Origin of the sequence: Streptomyces griseoluteus, assembly GCF_004784465.1 — a bacterium.
GTDB lineage: Bacteria > Actinomycetota > Actinomycetes > Streptomycetales > Streptomycetaceae > Streptomyces > Streptomyces griseoluteus.
On sequence record NZ_SRRU01000011.1, the window covers coordinates 211595 to 230169 of the forward strand.

At 73.9% G+C, this 18575-nt stretch carries 20 protein-coding genes; 9 read left to right on the forward strand and 11 right to left on the reverse strand.

The genetic code is table 11. From position 1 onward, the window contains the following. Positions 1 to 5: 5 nt before the first annotated feature. Positions 6 to 830 carry a DUF1684 domain-containing protein gene (locus tag E5082_RS27600; RefSeq protein WP_135793966.1) on the reverse strand — a complete coding sequence of 275 codons (825 nt, stop codon included), beginning with the start codon at positions 828 to 830 and terminating at the stop codon, positions 6 to 8. Positions 831 to 867: 37 nt separating this feature from the next. Further along, complete coding sequence (locus E5082_RS27605; protein ID WP_135793967.1) at positions 868 to 1791, reverse strand: LLM class F420-dependent oxidoreductase; 924 nt, start codon at positions 1789 to 1791, stop codon at positions 868 to 870. Between the two features lie 136 nt (positions 1792 to 1927). On the opposite strand from E5082_RS27605, the gene E5082_RS27610 reads away from it, so the two are divergent. Both E5082_RS27610 and E5082_RS27615 read left to right on the forward strand, forming a co-directional pair. Beyond that, positions 1928 to 2392 carry a hypothetical protein gene (locus E5082_RS27610; RefSeq protein WP_135793968.1) on the forward strand — a complete coding sequence of 155 codons (465 nt, stop codon included), beginning with the start codon at positions 1928 to 1930 and terminating at the stop codon, positions 2390 to 2392. Positions 2393 to 2559: 167 nt separating this feature from the next. Further along, on the forward strand, positions 2560 to 2814 hold the full coding sequence (locus E5082_RS27615; protein WP_135793969.1) for a hypothetical protein: 255 nt from the start codon (positions 2560 to 2562) through the stop codon (positions 2812 to 2814). A gap of 8 nt (positions 2815 to 2822) precedes the next feature. Here E5082_RS27615 and E5082_RS27620 read toward each other — a convergent pair whose 3' ends face one another. The 4 genes from E5082_RS27620 to E5082_RS27635 form a co-directional block, all read right to left on the reverse strand. Then, on the reverse strand, positions 2823 to 4553 hold the full coding sequence (locus E5082_RS27620; protein ID WP_229918976.1) for a sensor histidine kinase: 1731 nt from the start codon (positions 4551 to 4553) through the stop codon (positions 2823 to 2825). 197 nt (positions 4554 to 4750) lie between these two features. Then, positions 4751 to 5818: a zinc-dependent alcohol dehydrogenase family protein gene (locus tag E5082_RS27625; protein WP_135793971.1), complete on the reverse strand. Its 1068-nt coding sequence runs from the start codon at positions 5816 to 5818 to the stop codon at positions 4751 to 4753. Between the two features lie 140 nt (positions 5819 to 5958). Next, the gene (locus E5082_RS27630; protein ID WP_135793972.1) at positions 5959 to 6813 is read right to left on the reverse strand and encodes a universal stress protein; all 855 of its coding nucleotides are present in this window, start codon (positions 6811 to 6813) and stop codon (positions 5959 to 5961) included. Positions 6814 to 6830: 17 nt separating this feature from the next. Then, entirely contained in the window at positions 6831 to 7757 is a 927-nt protein-coding gene (locus E5082_RS27635; protein WP_135793973.1) for a universal stress protein, read from the reverse strand. A 239-nt stretch (positions 7758 to 7996) separates the two neighbouring features. Between E5082_RS27635 and E5082_RS27640 the strand changes: the two genes are divergently transcribed. Beyond that, a complete protein-coding gene (locus E5082_RS27640; RefSeq protein ID WP_135793974.1) occupies positions 7997 to 8686 on the forward strand; it encodes a response regulator in 690 nt (229 codons plus the stop codon). Between the two features lie 8 nt (positions 8687 to 8694). On the opposite strand, the gene E5082_RS27645 is transcribed toward E5082_RS27640, so the two are convergent. The 3 genes from E5082_RS27645 to E5082_RS27655 form a co-directional block, all read right to left on the reverse strand. Further along, complete coding sequence (locus E5082_RS27645; protein ID WP_135793975.1) at positions 8695 to 9150, reverse strand: Crp/Fnr family transcriptional regulator; 456 nt, start codon at positions 9148 to 9150, stop codon at positions 8695 to 8697. Between the two features lie 112 nt (positions 9151 to 9262). Next, complete coding sequence (locus E5082_RS27650) at positions 9263 to 9790, reverse strand: NUDIX hydrolase family protein (protein WP_167387906.1); 528 nt, start codon at positions 9788 to 9790, stop codon at positions 9263 to 9265. A 92-nt stretch (positions 9791 to 9882) separates the two neighbouring features. Further along, positions 9883 to 10695, reverse strand: a complete 813-nt coding sequence (locus E5082_RS27655) for an SAM-dependent methyltransferase (protein ID WP_135793976.1) — start codon at positions 10693 to 10695, stop codon at positions 9883 to 9885. A 200-nt stretch (positions 10696 to 10895) separates the two neighbouring features. On the opposite strand from E5082_RS27655, the gene E5082_RS27660 reads away from it, so the two are divergent. Then, a complete protein-coding gene (locus E5082_RS27660; RefSeq protein WP_135793977.1) occupies positions 10896 to 11756 on the forward strand; it encodes a Cof-type HAD-IIB family hydrolase in 861 nt (286 codons plus the stop codon). Here the strand turns inward: E5082_RS27660 and E5082_RS27665 are convergent. Further along, a complete protein-coding gene (locus E5082_RS27665) occupies positions 11753 to 12559 on the reverse strand; it encodes an alpha/beta hydrolase (protein WP_135793978.1) in 807 nt (268 codons plus the stop codon). The genes E5082_RS27660 and E5082_RS27665 overlap by 4 nt on opposite strands. Before the next feature lie 173 nt (positions 12560 to 12732). On the opposite strand from E5082_RS27665, the gene E5082_RS27670 reads away from it, so the two are divergent. The 4 genes from E5082_RS27670 to E5082_RS27685 all read left to right on the forward strand — a co-directional run bounded on the left by E5082_RS27670 (position 12733) and on the right by E5082_RS27685 (position 17109). Next, entirely contained in the window at positions 12733 to 13920 is a 1188-nt protein-coding gene (locus E5082_RS27670) for a thiolase family protein (protein ID WP_135793979.1), read from the forward strand. A 74-nt stretch (positions 13921 to 13994) separates the two neighbouring features. Next, positions 13995 to 15506: a long-chain-fatty-acid--CoA ligase gene (locus E5082_RS27675; RefSeq protein ID WP_135793980.1), complete on the forward strand. Its 1512-nt coding sequence runs from the start codon at positions 13995 to 13997 to the stop codon at positions 15504 to 15506. Between the two features lie 46 nt (positions 15507 to 15552). Continuing rightward, positions 15553 to 16314: a sulfite exporter TauE/SafE family protein gene (locus E5082_RS27680; RefSeq protein ID WP_135793981.1), complete on the forward strand. Its 762-nt coding sequence runs from the start codon at positions 15553 to 15555 to the stop codon at positions 16312 to 16314. A 21-nt stretch (positions 16315 to 16335) separates the two neighbouring features. After that, positions 16336 to 17109 carry a cobalt-precorrin-6A reductase gene (locus E5082_RS27685; RefSeq protein WP_135793982.1) on the forward strand — a complete coding sequence of 258 codons (774 nt, stop codon included), beginning with the start codon at positions 16336 to 16338 and terminating at the stop codon, positions 17107 to 17109. Here E5082_RS27685 and cobF read toward each other — a convergent pair. Continuing rightward, positions 17066 to 17839, reverse strand: a complete 774-nt coding sequence (gene cobF / locus E5082_RS27690) for a precorrin-6A synthase (deacetylating) (RefSeq protein ID WP_135793983.1) — start codon at positions 17837 to 17839, stop codon at positions 17066 to 17068. The genes E5082_RS27685 and cobF overlap by 44 nt on opposite strands. 137 nt (positions 17840 to 17976) lie before the next feature. Between cobF and E5082_RS27695 the strand changes: the two genes are divergently transcribed. After that, positions 17977 to 18552 carry an ALF repeat-containing protein gene (locus E5082_RS27695; protein ID WP_135793984.1) on the forward strand — a complete coding sequence of 192 codons (576 nt, stop codon included), beginning with the start codon at positions 17977 to 17979 and terminating at the stop codon, positions 18550 to 18552. Positions 18553 to 18575: the final 23 nt, after the last annotated feature.

The window sequence follows — 18575 nt, forward strand, 5'->3', positions numbered from 1 at the left end:
GATCGTCAGGCCCCGCCCCGCTCGCGCGGAATCTTCAGCCCCGCCTCGATCGCCACCGGCAGCCGGTTCTCCGCCGGGGGCAGCGGGCAGGTGGCGAGGTCGGTGTAGGCGCAGGGGAGGTTCGCCGCCCGGTTGAAGTCGAGCACCACCGTGCCGTCGGCGGCGGGCGGGGCCAGGGAGAGCACCCGGTTCGCGGCGTACGTGGTGCGGCCGGAGGTCTCGTCGGTGAACAGCACCATCAGCCCGCCGGGCCCCTTGCCGGGGAACGCGGTCAGGGCCAGCGGGCGGCCCTCCAGCTCGAAGGTGATCCGGCCGGGCGCGTCGTACACGTGCCGGAGGTCCTCCACGGCCGCGCCCACCGTGGTCGGGCGGGGCTCGGGGAAGGGCTCGTAGCGGCCCGTCACCACCCAGCGCGGGTCCGGCGCGTAGGACGGCGTGCCCGCGAAGGCGGTGCGCAGCGGGGCGTCCGGGTGCCGGGGGCGGACGATGTCGTGGCCGCCGCGCTTGGCCACCTCGATCACCGCGTCCCCCCACACCGCCTCGACGCCGCCGCGCTCGGTGAGCACCCCGAAGAGGTGCTCACCGCGCACCGGTTCCCCGGCCACGGTGAGTTCCTCGCCCTCGTCCAGGGCCACGGTGACGCCCTCGGGGCCGGTGCGCCAGGAACCGGGGGCGTCGGGGAAGCGCCGGGGGTGCTCGTCCAGCCAGTTCAGGCTGGTCACCGCGAGGAAGCCGTGCGGGTCGGCGAGGTTCTCCTCGTGCGCCCGGTACCAGTCCAGCCAGGACTCGGTGAAGGCGTGGAGGTCCGTCGCGGGGGCGTGGGTGGTCATCGGTGCTCCTTCGTCGTCGTGCGGGAGGGGGGCGGGGTCAGTCCGCCAGTTCGCCGAGGAGGGCGTAGGTGCGCAGCCGGGACGCGTCTCCGGCGATCTCGGTACCGGTCAGGACCACCTCCGTCGCCCCCGCGTCCCGGTAGCGGCGCACCTCGGCGGCGACCGTCTTCTCGTCGCCGATCAGCGCCAGGTCGGCGGCCCGGCGGGCGCCGGAGAGTTCGAGGACCCTGGCGTAGGACGGGATCTGCTCGTAGAACGCGAGCTGCTCCGTGGCGGTCTCCCGTACGGCGTCCACGTCGTCGGTGACCACGCCGGGCACCAGGGCCACGATCCGGGGCGCGGGCCGCCCGGCGGCCTCGGCGGCCGCGTTGACCGCCGGGACGATGTCCCGTTCCAGCGCCCGTGGCCCGGCCAGGTACGGCAGGATGCCGTCGGCCAGTTCGCCGCTGACCCGCAGTGCCTGCGGACCCATCGCGGCGACCAGTACGGGTACGCCGTCCTCGGCGCCCGGGACGCGGGCCGGGACCGGGGTGGCGGCGGTGAGCAGTTCGCCGTGGAAGTCGGCCTCACCGTGCTCGGTGAGCTGGCGCAGCGCGGTGAGGAACTCGCGCAGCCGTGCGATGGGGCGCTCGAAGGGCAGACCGAAGCCGCCCTCGGTCAGCAGCTTGGTGCCGAGCGCCAGACCGAGGTGGTACCGGCCGTGGGTGGCCGCCTGGGCGGTCTGGGCCTGGCTGGAGACGAGCAGGGGGTGGCGGCCGAAGACCGGGATCGCGGAGGTACCCACCTGGAGTCCGGGTACCTCGCGGCCGACGATCGCGGCGAGCTGGGGCGAGTCCGCGCCGAAGGTCTGGCCGAACCAGGCGGACCGTACCCCCGCCGCCGCGGCCTCGCGGGCCTGGAGCACGGAAGCGTCGACCTGGTTCGCGGCGCCGGGCGTGTTGAGCGCTACTCCAACAGTCATGACAAGGAGAACGGCCCGCCCCCGGGGCCGCATTCCGGTCCATGTGTGACAGGTTCTTTGCGGGTGTGTGTGGGCCCGTCACCCGTACGGCGGTGCGGCACGGTTCGCTGAGGGGGTTCAGGGAACTCGGGGGCGCATGATTCACAGCATCCTGCGCGGCGGCGCGGCGGGCGCCGCCGGGACCACCGCCCTCAACGCCGCCACCTACGCCGACATGGCCCTGCGGGGCAGGTCCGCCAGTGACGTGCCCGCCGAGGCCGCCGGCAAGCTCGTCGAGGACGTGGGCCTGCATGTCGGCGGGACCGGGGAGCAGCGGTCGAACCGGCTGTCCGCGCTCGGGGCGCTGAGCGGCATCGGCGTGGGCGTCGCCACCGGCGTGGTCGTCTCCCTGGCACACCGCGCCGGTGCCCGGGTGCCGTGGTGGCTGGGGAGCCTGGCGACCGGCGTCCTCGCCATGGCGGCCACGGACGCCTCCATGACGCGGCTCGGTGTCACCGACCCCCGGACGTGGTCTCCCACGGACTGGGTGTCCGACCTGGTGCCCCACCTGGTCTTCGGCGCCGTCACCTACGGGGTGGTGGCGGGCGACGGCCACCGCTGACGCTTCGCCGCGCCCCGTGCCGGCCGTGGCCGGTCGTTCGCGCATGTGCAGAACGGCCGTGCGGCAGGCATGACCCGCAACCTCTCCCCAGGGCCTAGCCGTTAAGTGAGCCAAAGGCCCAAGGTTTCGCAACCATGACGCGGTCGCCACCGCGCTCACGGAGTGACATGAGAGACGACCGGGACGACAGGGACCCGCGCGACAACCGCCGCCCACCCCCGCGCGGCGTGATCCACTGGCTGCCGCCGCACCGGCCCGACCAGGAGTGCCCCTGGTGCCGGCTGCTCCTGTCGGCCGCCGAGCCCCCCGAGCCCCCGCCCGACCCGGTCCCGCACCTCGCCGCCCGCCTCAGAACCGTGATGGTGGCCTTCTCCGCCCTGGTCACCCTCGTGGCCGCCCTGGTCACCGTCTGGCGCACCTGACCTCCGGCTCACGCGCCCTCGGGCAGCGGCACCGACCACACCAGCACCGCGCCCCCGCCCTCCGCGCCGCCCAACTCCAGCCGGCCGCCGAGCTGTTCGGCACGCTCGGCCATGTTGCGCAGTCCGCTGCGCCGCCCGCCGGACGGGATGCCCACCCCGTCGTCCGACACCCGCAGCACCACCTCACGCCCGTCGGTCGTCAGCACCACCTCGACCGCGTGCGCGCGGGCATGCCGGGCCACATTGGTCAGCGCCTCCGACAGTACGGCCACCACCTGGTCGGCGATCCGCAGCGGCACGTCGGTGTCGATCAGCCCCTCCATCCGCACACCGGGCGCGAAGCCCAGCACCGGCGCCGCCTCACCGGCCCCCCGCACGATCCGCGCCCGCAGCCCGCTGCCCGCACCGCCCTCGCGGGCCCTCAGCCCGAAGATGGTCGAGCGGATGATCTTGATGGTCTCGTCCAGGTCGTCCACCGCCCGCAGCACCCGGTCGGCAGCCTTGGGGTGCTCGATGAAACGGCCCGCGCTCTGCAGTGTCATCCCGGTGGCGAACAGCCGCTGGATCGCCAGGTCGTGCAGATCGCGCGCGATCCGGTCGCGCTCCTCCAGCAGGGCCAACTGCTGTGCGTCCTGGCGGCGTTCGGCCAGCTCCATGGCGATGGCCGCCTGTGCGGCGAATCCCTGGAGCATCTGGGTCTCCTTGTCGGAGAACACCGGCCGCCCCGCCTCGCGCACCAGGAGCACCACGCCCCGCGCGCCCACCTCGCCGGTGCCGATCGGCACCGCCACCGCCGGGCCCAGCCCGAGGAACCGGGGCGGCTCGGCGGTGATCCGGTCGTCGCGGGTGATGTCGGCACTGGTGACCGGCGCGGCCGTGGAGTACGCGAGCCCCATCAGCCCCTCGTGCAGCGGCAGCACCAGACCCCGGTGCGCGTCGGCGCCCTCGCCCACCGCGATCTCCACCCGGAGCGAGGGGGCGTCCGCCATCGGCACGGCCACCTCCGCCAGCGCCGACCCGGTGATGTCACGGGCCCGCTCGGCGATCAGATCCAGCGCCTCGGAGCGCTCACTGCCCGGCATCAGCCGGTGCGTGATCTCGGCGTTCGCCAGCAGCCACCGCTCGCGCAGCCGGGAGTCCTCGTACAGACGGGCATTGTCGATGGCCACCCCGGCCGCCACCGCCAGTGTGGACAGGACCGACTCGTCCTCCTCGTCGAACTCCAGGCCGCCGCGCTTCTCGGTCAGGTACAGATTCCCGAACACCTGGCCCCGCACCCGGATCGGCACCCCGAGGAAGCTCTGCATCGGCGGATGGTCGGGCGGGAAACCGTAGGACGCCGGGTGCTCGGAGATCTTCGACAGGCGCAGGGGCTCCGGGTGCCGGATCAGCTCGCCGAGGATGCCGTGGCCCTGCGGATACGGGCCGATCCTGGTGATCGTCTCGTCGGAGACGCCGACCGTGTGGAACGCGGACAGGGTGCGGCCGTCCGGTCCGATCACGCCGAGCGCGGCGTACTCGGCGTCCACCAGCGCGGCCGCCGCCTCCACGATCGAGTGCAGCGCCTGCTCCAGGTCCAGTTCCCGGCCGACGCTCAGCACCGCCTCCAGCAGGCTGTGCACCCGGTCCCTGGTGCCGCGGGCCGCGTCGATCCGCGCCTGCAACTCCTCCAGCAGCTCGTCCAGCTTCAGTTGCGGCAGCAGCACGCGTGGCTCTCGTGGCTCTCTGGGGCTTGCCACCACGGTCCTCCACCTCGGCTCGGCGCGCGAAGTCGGCACCAGTGGGTCGTCGAATCCACCGTATCGGTCCCGCGTCCGGCCCGGTACGCGCGACCGGGGGGAGAGGGACCACGCGATGCGCATCCGGCCCGGCCCGGCGGATGCAGTCCGCCTCGGCGCCCCGGGACGGCATCCCGCGGGACGACAGAGGCGGCCGTTCACGGCATCGGGACGGCCACCTCGTGCCGGTCCGCGCCCAGCACCACCTTCAGCGCGCCGGTCTCGGCGGCGTGGCCGAACACCTCGTACGCCTCCGCCATGTGGTGCAGCGGGAAGGTGTGCGTCACCAGCTCCGCGGCCGGCAGCCGGCCCGCGGCCGCCATCCGCAGCAGGGCCGGGGTGGAGTACGTGTCCACCAGCCCCGTCGTGATGGTGACGTCCCTGATCCACAGGTTCTCCAGGTGCAGCGTCGCCGGGGAACCGTGGACGCCGACGTTGGCCACGTGCCCGCAGGGCCGCACCACCTGGGTGCACAGCTCGAAGCTCTCGGGCACGCCGACCGCCTCCACGGCCACGTCCGCGCCGAGCCCGCCCGTGAGGTCGTCCACCAGCATCCGCGGGTCCTCCCCCGCGAAGGCGATGACATCCGCGCCCAGCCGCCGGGCCGCCTGCAGCCGGGTCCTGGCCAGGTCCACGACGATGATCCGCTCCGGGCCGTAGAGCCGGGCCGCGACCACGGCCGCCAGCCCGATCGGCCCGGCGCCCACGATCACCACCGTGTCGCCCGCCCGGACCTGGCCGTTGAGCACGCCCACCTCGTACGCGGTCGGGAAGATGTCCGCCAGCAGCACCGCGACCTCGCTCGGCACGGCGGCCGGCAGCGGATGCACGGAGAGGTCGGCGAACGGGACCCGGACGTACTCGGCCTGCGCGCCGTCCACGAGGTGGCCGAGTATCCAGCCGCCCCCGCCGAGGCACTGGCCGTACCGGCCCTCCCGGCAGAAGCGGCACCGGCCGCACGACGTGATGCAGGAGACCAGCACGCGGTCGCCCGGCCGGACCGTGCGCACGTCGCTGCCCACGTCGACGATCTCGCCGACCGCCTCGTGGCCCAGCACGGTGCCGGGCGGCACCTCGGGCACGTCGCCCCTGAGGATGTGCAGGTCGGTCCCGCAGATGGACACGATGCCGACCCTGACGATCACGTCGGTCGGCTCCTTGATGCTGGGGTCCGGGACGTCCTCCCAGGACGCCTGGCCCGGTCCGTGAAAGACGAAGCCCTTCATGACGCTCCTCATCTCGTCGGCCGGCCCGCTGCTGACCCCGCGCCTGCCGTCACGGCCAGGAACCGGCCCCTGCTTCCAGCTTCGCCGCCCCGGCGCTCACGCGCACGGGCCGCCCGGCCCACGTCCGACGGGCCGGGCGGCTACGCCGGTTCCGGGACCACCGCGACCGGGCAGGGGGCGCGGTGGAGCGCGCCGTGGGCGACCCGGCCGAGCTGGAGACCGAAGCCACCGTGCCGGGGATGGCCGCCGACCACCAGGAGGGTGGCGCCCCGCGCCGCCTCGACGAGGGCGTCACGGGTGGGGCCCTCCGGGGTACGGACGACCGTCGCCACCCCTTCCGGCACGTCCCGCAGGGCCTCGGCCACCACCTCCCGCGCGGCCTCCTCCGGGTCGCCCTCGCCCGCGTCGTGGCCGGTGAAGCCCGAGGGCCGCCGCCAGGCGCGTACCGCCTCCAGCGGGAGGCCGCGCAGTGCGGCCTCCTCGGCCGCGAACCGGACGGCGGCCGCGTCCCGCGGTTTGTCGCCGACCGCCAGCACGATCCGCGGTGAGCCGCCGGGCACCTCGTCCTCCGGGCCGTCGCGCAGCACGAACACCGGGCAGTGCGCGTGCCCGGCGACCGTCAGGCTGACCGAGCCGAGCAGCGCCTCGGTGAACCCGCTGCGGCCCCGGCTGCCCAGCACCACAGCGCGGGCGGTGCTGCTCTCCCGGACCAGCGCGTACTCCGGTTCGCCGGCCAGCACGTCGGTGGTGACCTCCACACCGGGCCGGCGCGACCGGGCGCGGGCCTCGGCGGTGCCGACCACGTCCCTGGCCATGACCTCCTCGACGGGGCGGTTCAGCTCCTGGGCGATCAGCTCGCCCTCGTAGCGCTCCCAGAGCGAGGCGTACACCAGGCGCAGCGGCGCCCCGCGCAGAGCGGCCTCCTCGGCGCCCCAGTCCACGGCGCGCAGGCTGGGCGCGGAACCGTCCACACCGACCACGATCGGCTCGTCCATCGGGTTCTCCACTTCGGTCAGGCGTGCGGGACGACGGCGACGGGGGCGGGGGAGTGGTGCAGCACGGCGTGCGCGACATGCCCGAGGTGAGCGCCGAGCCGGGCCGTGCGCACCCGGCGGCCCACCACGACCAGGCAGGCGTCGCGGGAGGCATCCACCAGCACCGACCCGGCGCTGCCCTCCACGGCCGCCTCGGCCACGTCGACGTCCGGGAACGACTCCCGCCAGGGCTCGAGGGCCCGGCCGAGCATGAACGCGTTGCGCGGCTCCAGCGCCTCCTCGACGACCGGAGGCGCCTCCGCCTCGTAGGCGTAACCGGGGCTGTTGTACGAGGGCGCGGGCTGCGGCGTCCAGGCGTACACCACCCGCAGCGGGGCGCCGCGCAGCGCTGCCGCGCCGAGGGCGAACTCCAGCAGGGCCGCGTCGGGCGCGCTGATGTCCAGGCCCAGCACCACCGGCCGGAACGGCGTCGCGGCCGACGGGATGCCCGTGGGGTCCGGCCCGTGCTCGTCGGCGGCCTGCTCACCCGCTCTGACCAGCACCACCGGGCAGTCGGCGTGGCCGGAGACCGCCAGGCCGACCGAGCCCACGATGAAACCGTGCAGCCCGCCCAGGCCGCGCGAGCCGAGCGCCAGCAGCTCGCAGGTCCCGGCGGCCTCGCACAGCACGTCCACCGGGTCGCCGGTGCGTCGTTCGGTGATCACCTCCAGGCCGGGATGGCGCAGCCGCAGCCCCTCCGCGCTCTCGTCCGGCGCCCGCTCGATCCAGTCCTGCTGGGCCTCGGCACCCAGCAGCGGGGCCTGTGCCATCGGGTCCGGCAGCGGCTCCCACACCTGCACGAGCCGCAGCGGCAGCCCGCGCAGTACCGCCTCGCGCGCCGCCCACTCGACGGCGGCCCGGCTCTCGGCGGAGCCGTCCAGTCCCGCGGTCACGGTTCGGGGCATCGCCTGCACCTCCCTGGCTCGTGCGGGGCTCTTACGGCCCAGCGCATCCGGGCCGTACGGGGCCCACCCACCAGCCTGACCGCAACCGGCCCTCCGGGCCACGGCCACAGGTCCCTCCGGGGGACCGGGAGTCGCACCACCAGGTCCGGTCGGCCCTAGTCTGGGTGTCGTGGACCGGCGATGATCCTGCCGGTGGGCCGTCCGCCGCGCCTGTCGGCCCAGGGGAACGAAAGGCCGCCATGCCCGAGACACGCACCTTCACGGAGCAGGACCCCGTCCGGGTCTTCCTGCTGGACGACCACGAGGTCGTCCGCCGGGGCCTCGTCGACCTGCTGGACTCCGAACCCGACATCGCCGTGGTCGGCGAGGCCGACACCGCCGCGCACGCCCTTGCCCGCGGCCCCGCGCTGCGCCCGCACGTCGCCGTCCTCGACGTGCGCCTCCCCGACGGCGACGGCATCACCGTCTGCCGGGAACTGCGCGACCGCGTGCCGGGCCTGGCCTGCCTGATGCTGACCTCCTTCGACGACGAGGACGCCCTGCTCGACGCGATCATGGCGGGGGCCGCCGGATATGTGCTGAAGCAGATCAAGGGCTCCGACCTGGTCTCCGCGGTGCGCACGGTCGCCTCCGGGCAGTCGATGCTGGACCCCGCGACCACCGCCCGGCTGCTGCGCTCGCTGCGCGCCGACCCCGCCGGGACCGCGCCCGCGCTGCCGCCCGAGCTGGAGGCCCTCTCGCCCCGCGAGCGGGACGTCCTGGCCCTGATCGGGGACGGCCTGACCAACCGGGAGATCGGCAAGCGGCTCTACCTCTCCGAGAAGACGGTCAAGAACCACATCTCCCGCCTGCTCGCCAAGCTCGGCGTCCAGCGCCGGGTCCAGGCGGCGGTGCTCGCCTCGCAGCTCGACCCCCACCAGCCGCGCTGAGCGGGGGCTCAGAGCAGGCCGCCGCTGCCGTAGGGGGCGTACAGGTCGAGGAGGCGGACGCGGGAGGAGTGCAGACGGTGGGCGACCACCCGGCCGACCCAGGTGGCGACCGCCCGGCCGAAGGCGGAGTCCTCGGCGCAGCGGGCGCGGACCGACTCGGCGTCGAACTCCCAGGCCCGCACCGGGCTCATCGCCTCGCCGCCCATGTGCCATACGCTGGGCGTGAAGTACCAGGACCAGCCCACGAGTTCACCGTGGCCGAGGGATTCCACCACGGCGGGGCGGCGGCCGGGGACATGGAGGTCGAGGCACACCGTGCCGGTGCGGACGATCCAGAACCGGTCGGCGCGCCGCCCCTCCTCGAAGAGCCGGGTGCCGGCCGGGAAGGAGACCTCGCGGGCCAGCTCCATCAGCCGCTCGCGCTGCAGTGGTTCCAGGGCCGTGGTCATGGTGGTCGTGGTCATCGCACCGGCTCCCTTCGAGGCGTCTGCCCCCAGGGTCGTACCGCTCCCGCCCGGTGCGCCACGGGCCGTTCGGCCCCGGCCGGGGACTCTTCGGCCCCCGGCCGGACCAGTGCTAGAAGACGATGCCCACGTGGGCCAGCGCCTGCTTCAGCAGGGCACCGTGGCCGCCGGGCATCTCGCCGTGCAGGGCCGCCGAGGCGGCCTCCTGCGGGGTGAACCAGACCAGGTCCAGCGCGTCCTGCCGGGGACGGCAGTCGCCGGTCACCGGCACGATGTAGGCCAGCGACACCGCGTGCTGACGCGGGTCGTGGTACGGCGTGACACCGGCCGTGGGGAAGTACTCCGCGACCGTGAACGGCTGGGTGGAGACGGGGACGCGGGGCAGCGCGACCGGGCCGAGGTCCTTCTCCAGGTGCCGCAGCAGCGCGTCGCGCACCCGCTCGTGGTGCAGGACGCGGCCGGAGACCAGGGTGCGGCTGACCGTGCCGTCCGGGCCGATGCGCAACAGCAGCCCGATACTGGTGACTTCACCGCTGTCGTCCACCCGCACGGGCACGGCCTCGACGTACAGGATCGGCATCCGGGCCCTGGCCATCTCCAGCTCGTCCGTGGTCAGCCAGCCGGGCGTGGTCTCGGTCATGTCAGACATTGCTTGATCATACTTTCCGGGTGGGTACCCGCCGCGGGTGCGGGCGGGCTCGGACACATGCGCCTTGCGGGGGTCGTGGAGGCTCACGGTTTCACGGCGACGGCCCCGAACTGCGGTACCGGGAGCGCGTCCGCCGCCTCCGGACGCCACTGCGAGCAGGGCACGAGGCCCGGCTCGACCGGCTCCAGACCGTCGAGGAAGGACGCGATCTCCGCGCGGCCGCGGCCGGTGATCGGCGGGGTGGCGTGGGCGTTCCAGAACTCCATGGCGGTCACGTTCCCCGCGCCGCCCACTTCAGCGTCGAAGGTCGGATGGGTGAGCACCAGCACACTGCCGGACGGGACGGCGGCCATGATCCGGCGGACGATCTCCCGGGCCTCGGCGCCGTCCGGGACGAAGTTGAGGAGGCCGAGCATCAGCACCGCGACCGGCCGGCCCAGGTCCAGCGTCTTCGCGGCGCGTCGCACGACGGCGTCCGGGTCCCGGACGTCGGCGTGGACGTACTCCGTGACGCCCTCGGGGGAGCCGGTGAGCAGGGCACGGGCGTGGGCCGGCACGAGCGGGTCGTTGTCGACGTAGACGGTCCGCGACCCGGGGGCCACCCGCTGGGCGATCTCGTGGGTGTTGTCCGCGGCCGGCAGTCCGGCGCCCAGGTCGAGGAACTGCCGGATGCCGCGCTCGGCCGCCAGGTGGTGCACCGCGCGCACCAGGAAGCCCCGGTCCGCGCGGGCCACGTCCCGGATCACCGGGAACATCCCGGCGACCTGCTCACCCACCCGCCGGTCCACCTCGTGGTGGGCGTCGCCGCCGATCCAGAAGTTCCAGACCCGCGCGTTGTGCGCCACGGAGGTGTCCGGCCGTGCCGCCCCGGCCGTGGCGGAGTCCTGGTCGCTCAACGTGCCGTCCTTCCGCCGCCCCTTGATCACGCCGTCCCGCGTCATTGTGCCGCCCGGCGATCGCGGTGTCCCGAAAATCACGCACGGTACGCGAACGGGCACCGAACGGGCATCCCCGGACCGCCCGCCCGCCCGGGGACCAGCCCGTCCGGGCCATGAGGAACACTGGGGGCGTCCCGCGAACCGACCGGAAGCAGCACATGTCAGCGACGCCCGCGCCCCTCCTCGACGTCCCCGGCGAGCCCTCGGGACCCGCCGACATCCGCCTGGTGGTGACCGACATGGACGGCACCCTGCTGGACGACGACAAGCGGCCGCCCGCCACCCTGCGGCCCCTGCTCGCCGAACTCCGGCGCCGGGGCGTGCTGTTCAGCCCCGCGAGCGGCCGCCAGTACGCCACGCTGGCCGAGGAGTTCGCCGACGTGGCCGAGGGCATGGTGTTCATCGCGGAGAACGGCACCTATGTGGTCCGCGACGGCGTCGAACTCAGCTCCGACCCGCTGGACCACGCGACCGCCGCCGAGCTGGCCCGCACGGTACGGGGGCTGGCCGCGCGGGGCGTGGACGCCGGCGCCGTGGTCTGCGGCAAGCGGGCCGCGTACGTGGAGCGGAGCGACGAGGCGTTCCTCGCGGAGGTGCGCAAGTACTACGTCTCGCACCGCGTGGTCGAGGACGTGACCGCGGTGGACGACGAGATCATCAAGGTCGCGGTGTACGACTTCGGCTCCGCCGAGCAGGGTGCCGCCCCCGCCCTCGCGCCCTTCGCCGACAGCCACCAGGTCGTGGTGTCCGGCGAGCACTGGGTGGACGTGATGAACCGCACCGCCAACAAGGGCGCCGCCCTGCGCGGCCTCCAGCGCGAGCTGGGCATCACCCCGGCCCAGACCATGGTCTTCGGCGACTACCTCAACGACCTGGAGATGCTGGACGCCGCCGACTGGTCCTTCGCCATGGCCAACGCCCACCCGGACGTCATCAGCCGCGCCCGCCACCTGGCCCCCTCCAACAACGACCACGGGGTACCCCGGACGATCGCGCGGATACTCGGCATAAGCCTCTAGCCGAGCACCGAGTCCAGGAAGCCCGTCAGCTCCGCGAAGACCTTCGCGCGGTCGGTCTCGTTGAAGACCTCGTGGCGGGCGCCGGGGAAGACGCGCTCGGTGGCGCGGCCGGCGCCGAGGCGCTCCACGCCGGTGCGGCTGCCCTCGACCGGGACCAGCCGGTCGTCTTCGCCGTGCAGCCAGAGCAGGGGCAGGTCGCCGAGGTCGCCGCCCGCGGCCACGGCCGCCAGCCCCCGTTCGAACGCCAGGAGAGTCGGCCTTTTCATGGGGCCGTGCCACACCAGCGGGTCGGCGGCGTAGGCCGCGCCCACCGCCGGGTCGCGGGAGAGCGCGGCCGGGCTGATCGGCACGTCCGGGATCTCGTCCAGCGCGAGCAGCCGCCCGGGCAGCGCCCATGTGCCGACCACCGGCCCCGACAGCACCAGCGCGCTCAGCTCGGACCCGTACCGCTGGGCGTAACGGGCCGCGATCAGGCCGCCCATGGAGTGGCCCACCATGACCAGCGGCAGACCTGTGTGTTCGGCGCGGGCCAGGTCCGCCGCCGTGTGGAGGTCGGTCACCACGTCCTCGAAGTCCCCGATCACCGCCCGCTCGCCGGCCGACCTGCCGTGCCCGAGGTGGTCGGGGGCGTACACCGCCGCGCCGTGGCCGGTGAGCACCCCGGCGACCTCGTCGTACCGGCCCGCGTGCTCGCCGTACCCGTGCACCAGCAGGGCGAGATAGCGGGGCGCCGGGTGCGGCCAGGCGCGTACGTGCAGCGCACCGTGGACGCCCTGGCGGATGTGGGCGCGTACGTCGGTCATGCGGCTCTCCTCCGGCGTGGTCGCGTGGGTCACTCCGGGGGATCTTCCCAGGGGCCCGGTGGGAGGTCTATAGTCCGGTAGAGCCCAAAACTAGCAGTGCTAATTAAGTCGCTCCGTCCCGGCGGGGCGTAGGTTCACGCTGATCCACAACGTCGTCGGTCAGGAGTCCCGAGTTGCGTCCCGTCCACTTCGCGGCCGCCCGCCGCACGCCCATCGGCAAGCTGCGCGGCGCCCTGTCCTCCGTGCGGCCCGACGACCTCGCGGCGGCCGTCGTCCGCGACCTGGTGGGCGGCGTGCCCGCCCTCGACCCGGCCCGGATCGACGACGTGTACTGGGGCGCCGCCAACCAGGCAGGCGAGGACAACCGCAACATCGCCCGCATGGCCGTGCTGCTCGCCGGGCTCCCCGACTCCGTGCCCGGCGCCACCGTCAACCGGCTCTGCGCCTCGGGCCTGGAAGCCGTCACCACCGCCGCCCGCACCATCGCGGCCGGTGAGGCGGACATCGTCGTCGCGGGCGGCTCCGAGTCCATGAGCCGCGCCCCCTTCGTGCTGCCCCGCCCCGACGAGGCCCTCCCGCACCGCATCGAGACCTACGACACCCGCCTCGGCTGGCGCCTCACCAACCCGGCGATGAAGGACCTGCACGGCGTCCTGGCCATGGGCGAGACCGCCGAGGAGGTCGCCCAGCGGTACGGCATCTCCCGCGAACGGCAGGACGAGTTCGCCCTGCGCAGCCACCAACTCGCCGCCACCGCACGGAAGAACGGCCACTTCGACGCCGAACTCCTCCCCGTGGAGCGCCCGGACGGCATCACCGTCGACCGCGACGAATGCGTACGCGAGGACACCTCCCCGGAGAAGCTCGCCCGCCTCAAGCCGGTCTTCCGCAAGGACGGCACGGTCACCGCGGGCAACGCCTCGCCCATGAACGACGGCGCCGCCGGACTCCTGCTGGTCAGCGAGGACGCGCTCGAGGAACTCGGCCTCGAATCCCTCGGCCGGTACGTCGCCGGCGCCTCGGCCGGCGTCCACCCCGACGTCATGGGCATCGGCCCGGTACCCGCCACCCGCAAGGCGCTCGCCCGCGTCGGCTGGAGCGTCGAAGACCTCCAGGAGGCGGAGTTCAACGAGGCGTTCGCCGCCCAGGCCCTCGCCTCCGTCGACCAGCTGGGCATCGACCCCGGCCTGGTGAACCCGACCGGCGGCGCCATCGCCCTCGGCCACCCCCTCGGCTGCTCCGGCGCCCGCATCCTCACCACCCTGCTGCACCGCATGCGCCGAACCGGCGCCGGACGCGGCCTCGCCACCATGTGCGTCGGCGTCGGGCAGGGCAGCGCGGTCCTGGTGGAGCGCCCCTGAACCACCCCGACGGGCCTTCCTGGCAAGGGAGTTCCGCAGCACGAGTCGCACCGCAGGAAACGGAGCCGCACCTCATGGCAACCCTGTCCGTCGCCGCCATCCTGGCCGAGAACGCCCGCCGCCGCCCCGACCGGACGGCCCTCGTCGAGGGCGACCTGCGCCTCACCTTCGCCGAAGCCTGGCGGCGCTCCCTCGCCCAGGCCGGCGCGCTCACCGCCCTCGGCGTGCGGCCGGGTGACCGGGTCGCCCTGATGGCCCCCAACACGGCCGAGTTCCCGCTCGCCTACTACGCGGCCATGGCGGTGGGCGGTGTCGTCGTCCCCGTCCACCTGCTGCTCTCGGCCACCGAGGTGGAGCACGTCCTCAAGGACAGCGGCGCCACCCTGCTGCTCGCCCATCCGGCCCAGGAGGCCACCGCCCGCGCGGCCGCCGACTCCCTCGGCATCCGCGTGGTCGTCCTCGGCGAGGAGCTGGAGAAGCTGGCGGTCGACGCCGAGCCGCCGCACTCGTACGTCACCCGGTCCGCCGACGACCCGGCCGTCGTCTTCTACACCAGCGGCACCACCGGCGTCCCGAAGGGGGCCGTGCTCACTCACTTCAACATCGTGATGAACGCGACCGTCAACGCCTTCGACGCCAACGACATCCGCCCCGACGACATCGTCCTCGGCGCGCTCCCGCTCTTCCACGCCTTCGGACAGACGGTCTCCCTCAACTCCACCTGGCGCGCGGGCGCGACGCTCGTCCTGCTGCCCCGCTTCGACGCCGCCCGCGCGATCGAGATCATGGTCGCCGAGCGCGTCAACACCTTCCACGGCGTCCCCACCATGTTCGTCTCCCTCGCCGCCGTCGCGGCCGAGGCCGCCGCCCTGCCCGGGCTGCGGCTGTGCATCTCCGGCGGCGCCTCGCTGCCGGTGGCCGTGCTGGAGAGGTTCGAGTCGGCGTTCGGCGCCCGGATCTACGAGGGGTACGGCCTCTCGGAGACCTCCCCGGCCGCCACCGTCAACCAGCCCGTCTTCGGCACCCGCGCCGGCACCATCGGCCACCCGCTGTGGGGCGTGGACGCCGAGATCGCCCGGGCGGACGTCGAGGACCGGGTCGAACTCCTCGCACCCGGCGAGCTGGGCGAGGTCGTCATCCGGGGCCACAACGTCTTCTCCGGCTACCTCGGCCGCCCGGAGGCCACCGCCGAGGCGCTGGTCGACGGCTGGTTCCGCACCGGCGACCTCGGCACCAAGGACGAGGACGGATTCCTGCGGATCGTCGACCGCAAGAAGGACGTCATCATCCGCGGCGGCTACAACGTCTACCCCCGCGAGGTCGAGGAGGTGCTCGCCCGGCACCCGGAGATCGCCCAGGTCGCCGTCATCGGGCTCCCCGACGAGCTGCACGGCGAGGAGATCTGCGCGGTCGTCGTCCCCGCACCGGGCCACACGCCCGACGCCGCCGCGATCACCGCGTGGTCCAAGGAGCACCTCGGCAAGCACAAGTACCCCCGCCGTATGGAGTTCACGGACGTCCTCCCGCTCGGCCCCAGCATGAAGGTGCTCAAGCGGGAACTGCGTACGCGGTACACCGCCCGCTGAGCCGCCGGCGCCCGGCCGGACGTGTGCACATAGCATCAGTCTCCGCATGAACATGATGACGCTCTGGCACATATCCGGCTGGGAGTTCGCCGCCCTCGCCCTCGCCGCCCTCCTGGTCGGCTTCTCCAAGACGGCCGTCAGCGGGGCCAACACGGTCAGCCTCGCCGTCTTCGCGGCCGTCCTGCCCGCCCGCGCCTCCACCGGCGTTCTCCTCCCGCTCCTCATCGCGGGCGACACCTTCGCCGTCCTCACCTACCGGCGCCACGCCCACTGGCCGACCCTGTGGCGGCTGTTCCCCGCCGTCGCGGCCGGAGTGGTGGCGGGCACCCTGTTCCTCGCCCGCGCCGGCGACGGGATCGTACGGATCTCCATCGGCGTGATCCTGCTGATGATGACCGGCATCACCCTGTGGCGACGGCGTCAGGAGGCGACGGAGGACGTCAGCACGCGGACCGGCCGGGTGACGGCGGGGGCGTACGGCGTGACGGGCGGCTTCACCACCATGGTCGCCAACGCGGGCGGACCGGTGATGTCGATGTATCTCCTCTCCGCGGGCTTCCGCAAGATGGGCTTCCTCGGCACCTCCGCCTTCTTCTTCCTCATCGTCAACGTCGCCAAGATCCCCTTCAGCGCCGCCCTCGGCCTGATCGACGGCAACTCGCTGCTGCTGGACGCGGCCCTGCTGGTCTTCGTCGTGCCGGGCGCGTTCCTCGGCCGGTGGGCCGTCCACAAGATCAACCAGCGGCTGTTCGACCGCATCGTCATCGTGGCGACCGTCGTCGGGGCGGTCGAACTCCTCCTGACCTGACCCGATGCGTACGCTCACCCCATGCCCGCGCACGTCCTGATCCTCGGCGGCACCACCGAGTCCCGCCGCCTCGCCACCGCCCTCGCCGCCCGCCCCGGCCTCCGGGTCACCACCTCCCTCGCGGGGCGCGTGAGCCGGCCGGGGGCGGTCGACGGCGAGGTGCGGGTCGGCGGGTTCGGGGGCGTGGCGGGGCTGGCCGGCTGGCTGCGCGCCCACCGGGTGACCGCGCTGGTGGACGCGACCCATCCCTTCGCGGAGCGCATCACGGCGAACGCGGCGGAGGCGGCACGCGTGGCCGGGGTCCCGCACGCGGTCCTGCGCCGCCCCGGCTGGGACCTCGACGACGACTGGCATCCGGTGGCCTCCCTGGAGGAGGCGGCGCGCCTCGTGCCCCGCCTGGGGCGACGGGTGTTCCTCAGCACGGGCCGGCTCGGGCTCACCGCCTTCGCGGGCCTGACGGCCACTCGGTTCGTGGTGCGTTCGGTGGAGCCACCGGAGCCGCCGCTGCCTCCGCACTGTGAAATTCTGCTGGCGCGAGGTCCGTTCAGCCTCTCGGACGAGCTGGACCTGCTCCGCACGCACCGCATCGACGTCCTGGTGACGAAGGACAGCGGGGGAGCGGCGACGGCGCCGAAACTGGCCGCCGCCCGCTCGCTGTCGTTGCCGGTGGTCGTCGTACGCCGCCCCGGACTCCCCTCCGGCTTGCGGGCGTTGCCGGACGTGGAGGGTGTGCTGGACTGGCTGGCCGGGGTCATTCCCCCCGAGGGTGCCTGCGCAGCAGATAGGTGTCCATGATCCAGCCCTTGCGCTCCCGCGCCTCCGCCCGCACCCGCTCGATCTCCGGACCGGCCTCCGCGAGCGGACCGGAGACCAGGATCTCGTCCGGGGTGCCGATGTACGCGCCCCAGTAGATGTCGATTTCCTCCCCGGCGTACTCCCGGAACGCCTGGTGGGCGTCGAGCATCACCACCACGTCGTCCACCCCCTCCGGGAGCCCCTCCGCCAGCCGCCGCCCGGTGGTGATCTGCACCGGCCGCGCCACCCGGTTCAGGCCGGTCCGGTGCCGGGCGACCAGCGCGGAGACGCTGCTGATGCCGGGCACCACGTCGTACGTGAACTCCACCGCGCCCTTGGCCAGCACCTCCTGCAGGATGCCGAGCGTGCTGTCGTACAGCGAGGGGTCGCCCCACACCAGGAACGCGCCCGTGCCGTCCTCCGCGACCTCTTCCGAGATGAGCCGCTCGTAGATCCCCGCGCGGGCGGTCCGCCAGTCCTCGACGGCCGGCGAGTAGGCCGCACCGCCCGCCCGCCGGTCCCGCTCCGGGTCCCGGGCCGCCACCACCCGGTACGACCCCTCGGGCAGATGCGCGTCCAGGATGTCCCGGCGCAGCCGCGTCAGATCACTCTTCACCTCGCCCTTGTCGAGCAGGAAGAACACGTCCGTCCCGCGCATCGCCTTGACCGCCTGCAACGTGAGCTGGTCGGGGTCGCCCGCACCGATACCGATGACATGAATCTTTCGCACCCACCGAGTCTGCCGCACGGCGTGAAGCGCGCCGGATACGGGGGCGGTGACGGGAACCGGGAGGCCCGCGGGGTCGTGGTAATGATCACGGCGGGATCGACAGCGATCTTCCGCCCACCTGATGACGGAGGCTCAGCATGACGAGAACGACCCGTGCGGCACTGCTCCTCGCGGCCACGGCCCTCACCCCGGCCCTCCTCCTCTCCACCCCCGCGTCCGCCGCCGTCGCGGCCACGACGGTCTCGGCCACGGCGTCCACCCCGGTGGACCAGATGTCCGACGACGACGTCCGGGTCGCCATCTCCCGCATACTCGCGGACCCGGCGAGCGGCAAGGCGGTCCTCCGCGAGGCCAACGAGGCACTGGACGGCACGATCGCGGACCAGCGGGCGTTCCTGGAGACGGGTTACCGGCTGGCGCAGGCCGAGGACGACCGGGTGGCCATCACTCGCATCCTCGCGGACCCGAAGAGCGGGAAGGCAGTGATCCGGGAGGCGAGCAGGGCGCTGGACGGGACGATGGACGACCAGCGGGCGTTCCTGGAGACCGGTTACCGGCTGGCGCAGGGCGAGGACGACCGGGTGGCCGCCCTCCGCATCCTCGCCGACCCCAAGTCCGGTCCGGCCCTCCGCGCCGCCGCCTCCGCGGCGCTGGACGGCACGCTGGAGGAGCTGCGGTACTTCATCGCGGTGGGGCAGTACCAGGTGCACTAGCTCCCGGCGAGGAGTCGCTTCGG

Bases quoted from the DNA above. Each gene is read 5' to 3' on its own strand.
- E5082_RS27600 (WP_135793966.1), bottom strand. From the start codon at position 830: ATGACCACCCACGCCCCCGCGACGGACCTCCACGCCTTCACCGAGTCC.
- E5082_RS27605 (WP_135793967.1), bottom strand. From the start codon at position 1,791: ATGACTGTTGGAGTAGCGCTCAACACGCCCGGCGCCGCGAACCAGGTC.
- E5082_RS27610 (WP_135793968.1), top strand. From the start codon at position 1,928: ATGATTCACAGCATCCTGCGCGGCGGCGCGGCGGGCGCCGCCGGGACC.
- E5082_RS27615 (WP_135793969.1), top strand. From the start codon at position 2,560: ATGAGAGACGACCGGGACGACAGGGACCCGCGCGACAACCGCCGCCCA.
- E5082_RS27625 (WP_135793971.1), bottom strand. From the start codon at position 5,818: ATGAAGGGCTTCGTCTTTCACGGACCGGGCCAGGCGTCCTGGGAGGAC.
- E5082_RS27630 (WP_135793972.1), bottom strand. From the start codon at position 6,813: ATGGACGAGCCGATCGTGGTCGGTGTGGACGGTTCCGCGCCCAGCCTG.
- E5082_RS27635 (WP_135793973.1), bottom strand. From the start codon at position 7,757: ATGCCCCGAACCGTGACCGCGGGACTGGACGGCTCCGCCGAGAGCCGG.
- E5082_RS27640 (WP_135793974.1), top strand. From the start codon at position 7,997: ATGCCCGAGACACGCACCTTCACGGAGCAGGACCCCGTCCGGGTCTTC.
- E5082_RS27645 (WP_135793975.1), bottom strand. From the start codon at position 9,150: ATGACCACGACCACCATGACCACGGCCCTGGAACCACTGCAGCGCGAG.
- E5082_RS27650 (WP_167387906.1), bottom strand. From the start codon at position 9,790: ATGACCGAGACCACGCCCGGCTGGCTGACCACGGACGAGCTGGAGATG.
- E5082_RS27660 (WP_135793977.1), top strand. From the start codon at position 10,896: ATGTCAGCGACGCCCGCGCCCCTCCTCGACGTCCCCGGCGAGCCCTCG.
- E5082_RS27665 (WP_135793978.1), bottom strand. From the start codon at position 12,559: ATGACCGACGTACGCGCCCACATCCGCCAGGGCGTCCACGGTGCGCTG.
- E5082_RS27675 (WP_135793980.1), top strand. From the start codon at position 13,995: ATGGCAACCCTGTCCGTCGCCGCCATCCTGGCCGAGAACGCCCGCCGC.
- E5082_RS27680 (WP_135793981.1), top strand. From the start codon at position 15,553: ATGAACATGATGACGCTCTGGCACATATCCGGCTGGGAGTTCGCCGCC.
- E5082_RS27685 (WP_135793982.1), top strand. From the start codon at position 16,336: ATGCCCGCGCACGTCCTGATCCTCGGCGGCACCACCGAGTCCCGCCGC.
- E5082_RS27695 (WP_135793984.1), top strand. From the start codon at position 17,977: ATGACGAGAACGACCCGTGCGGCACTGCTCCTCGCGGCCACGGCCCTC.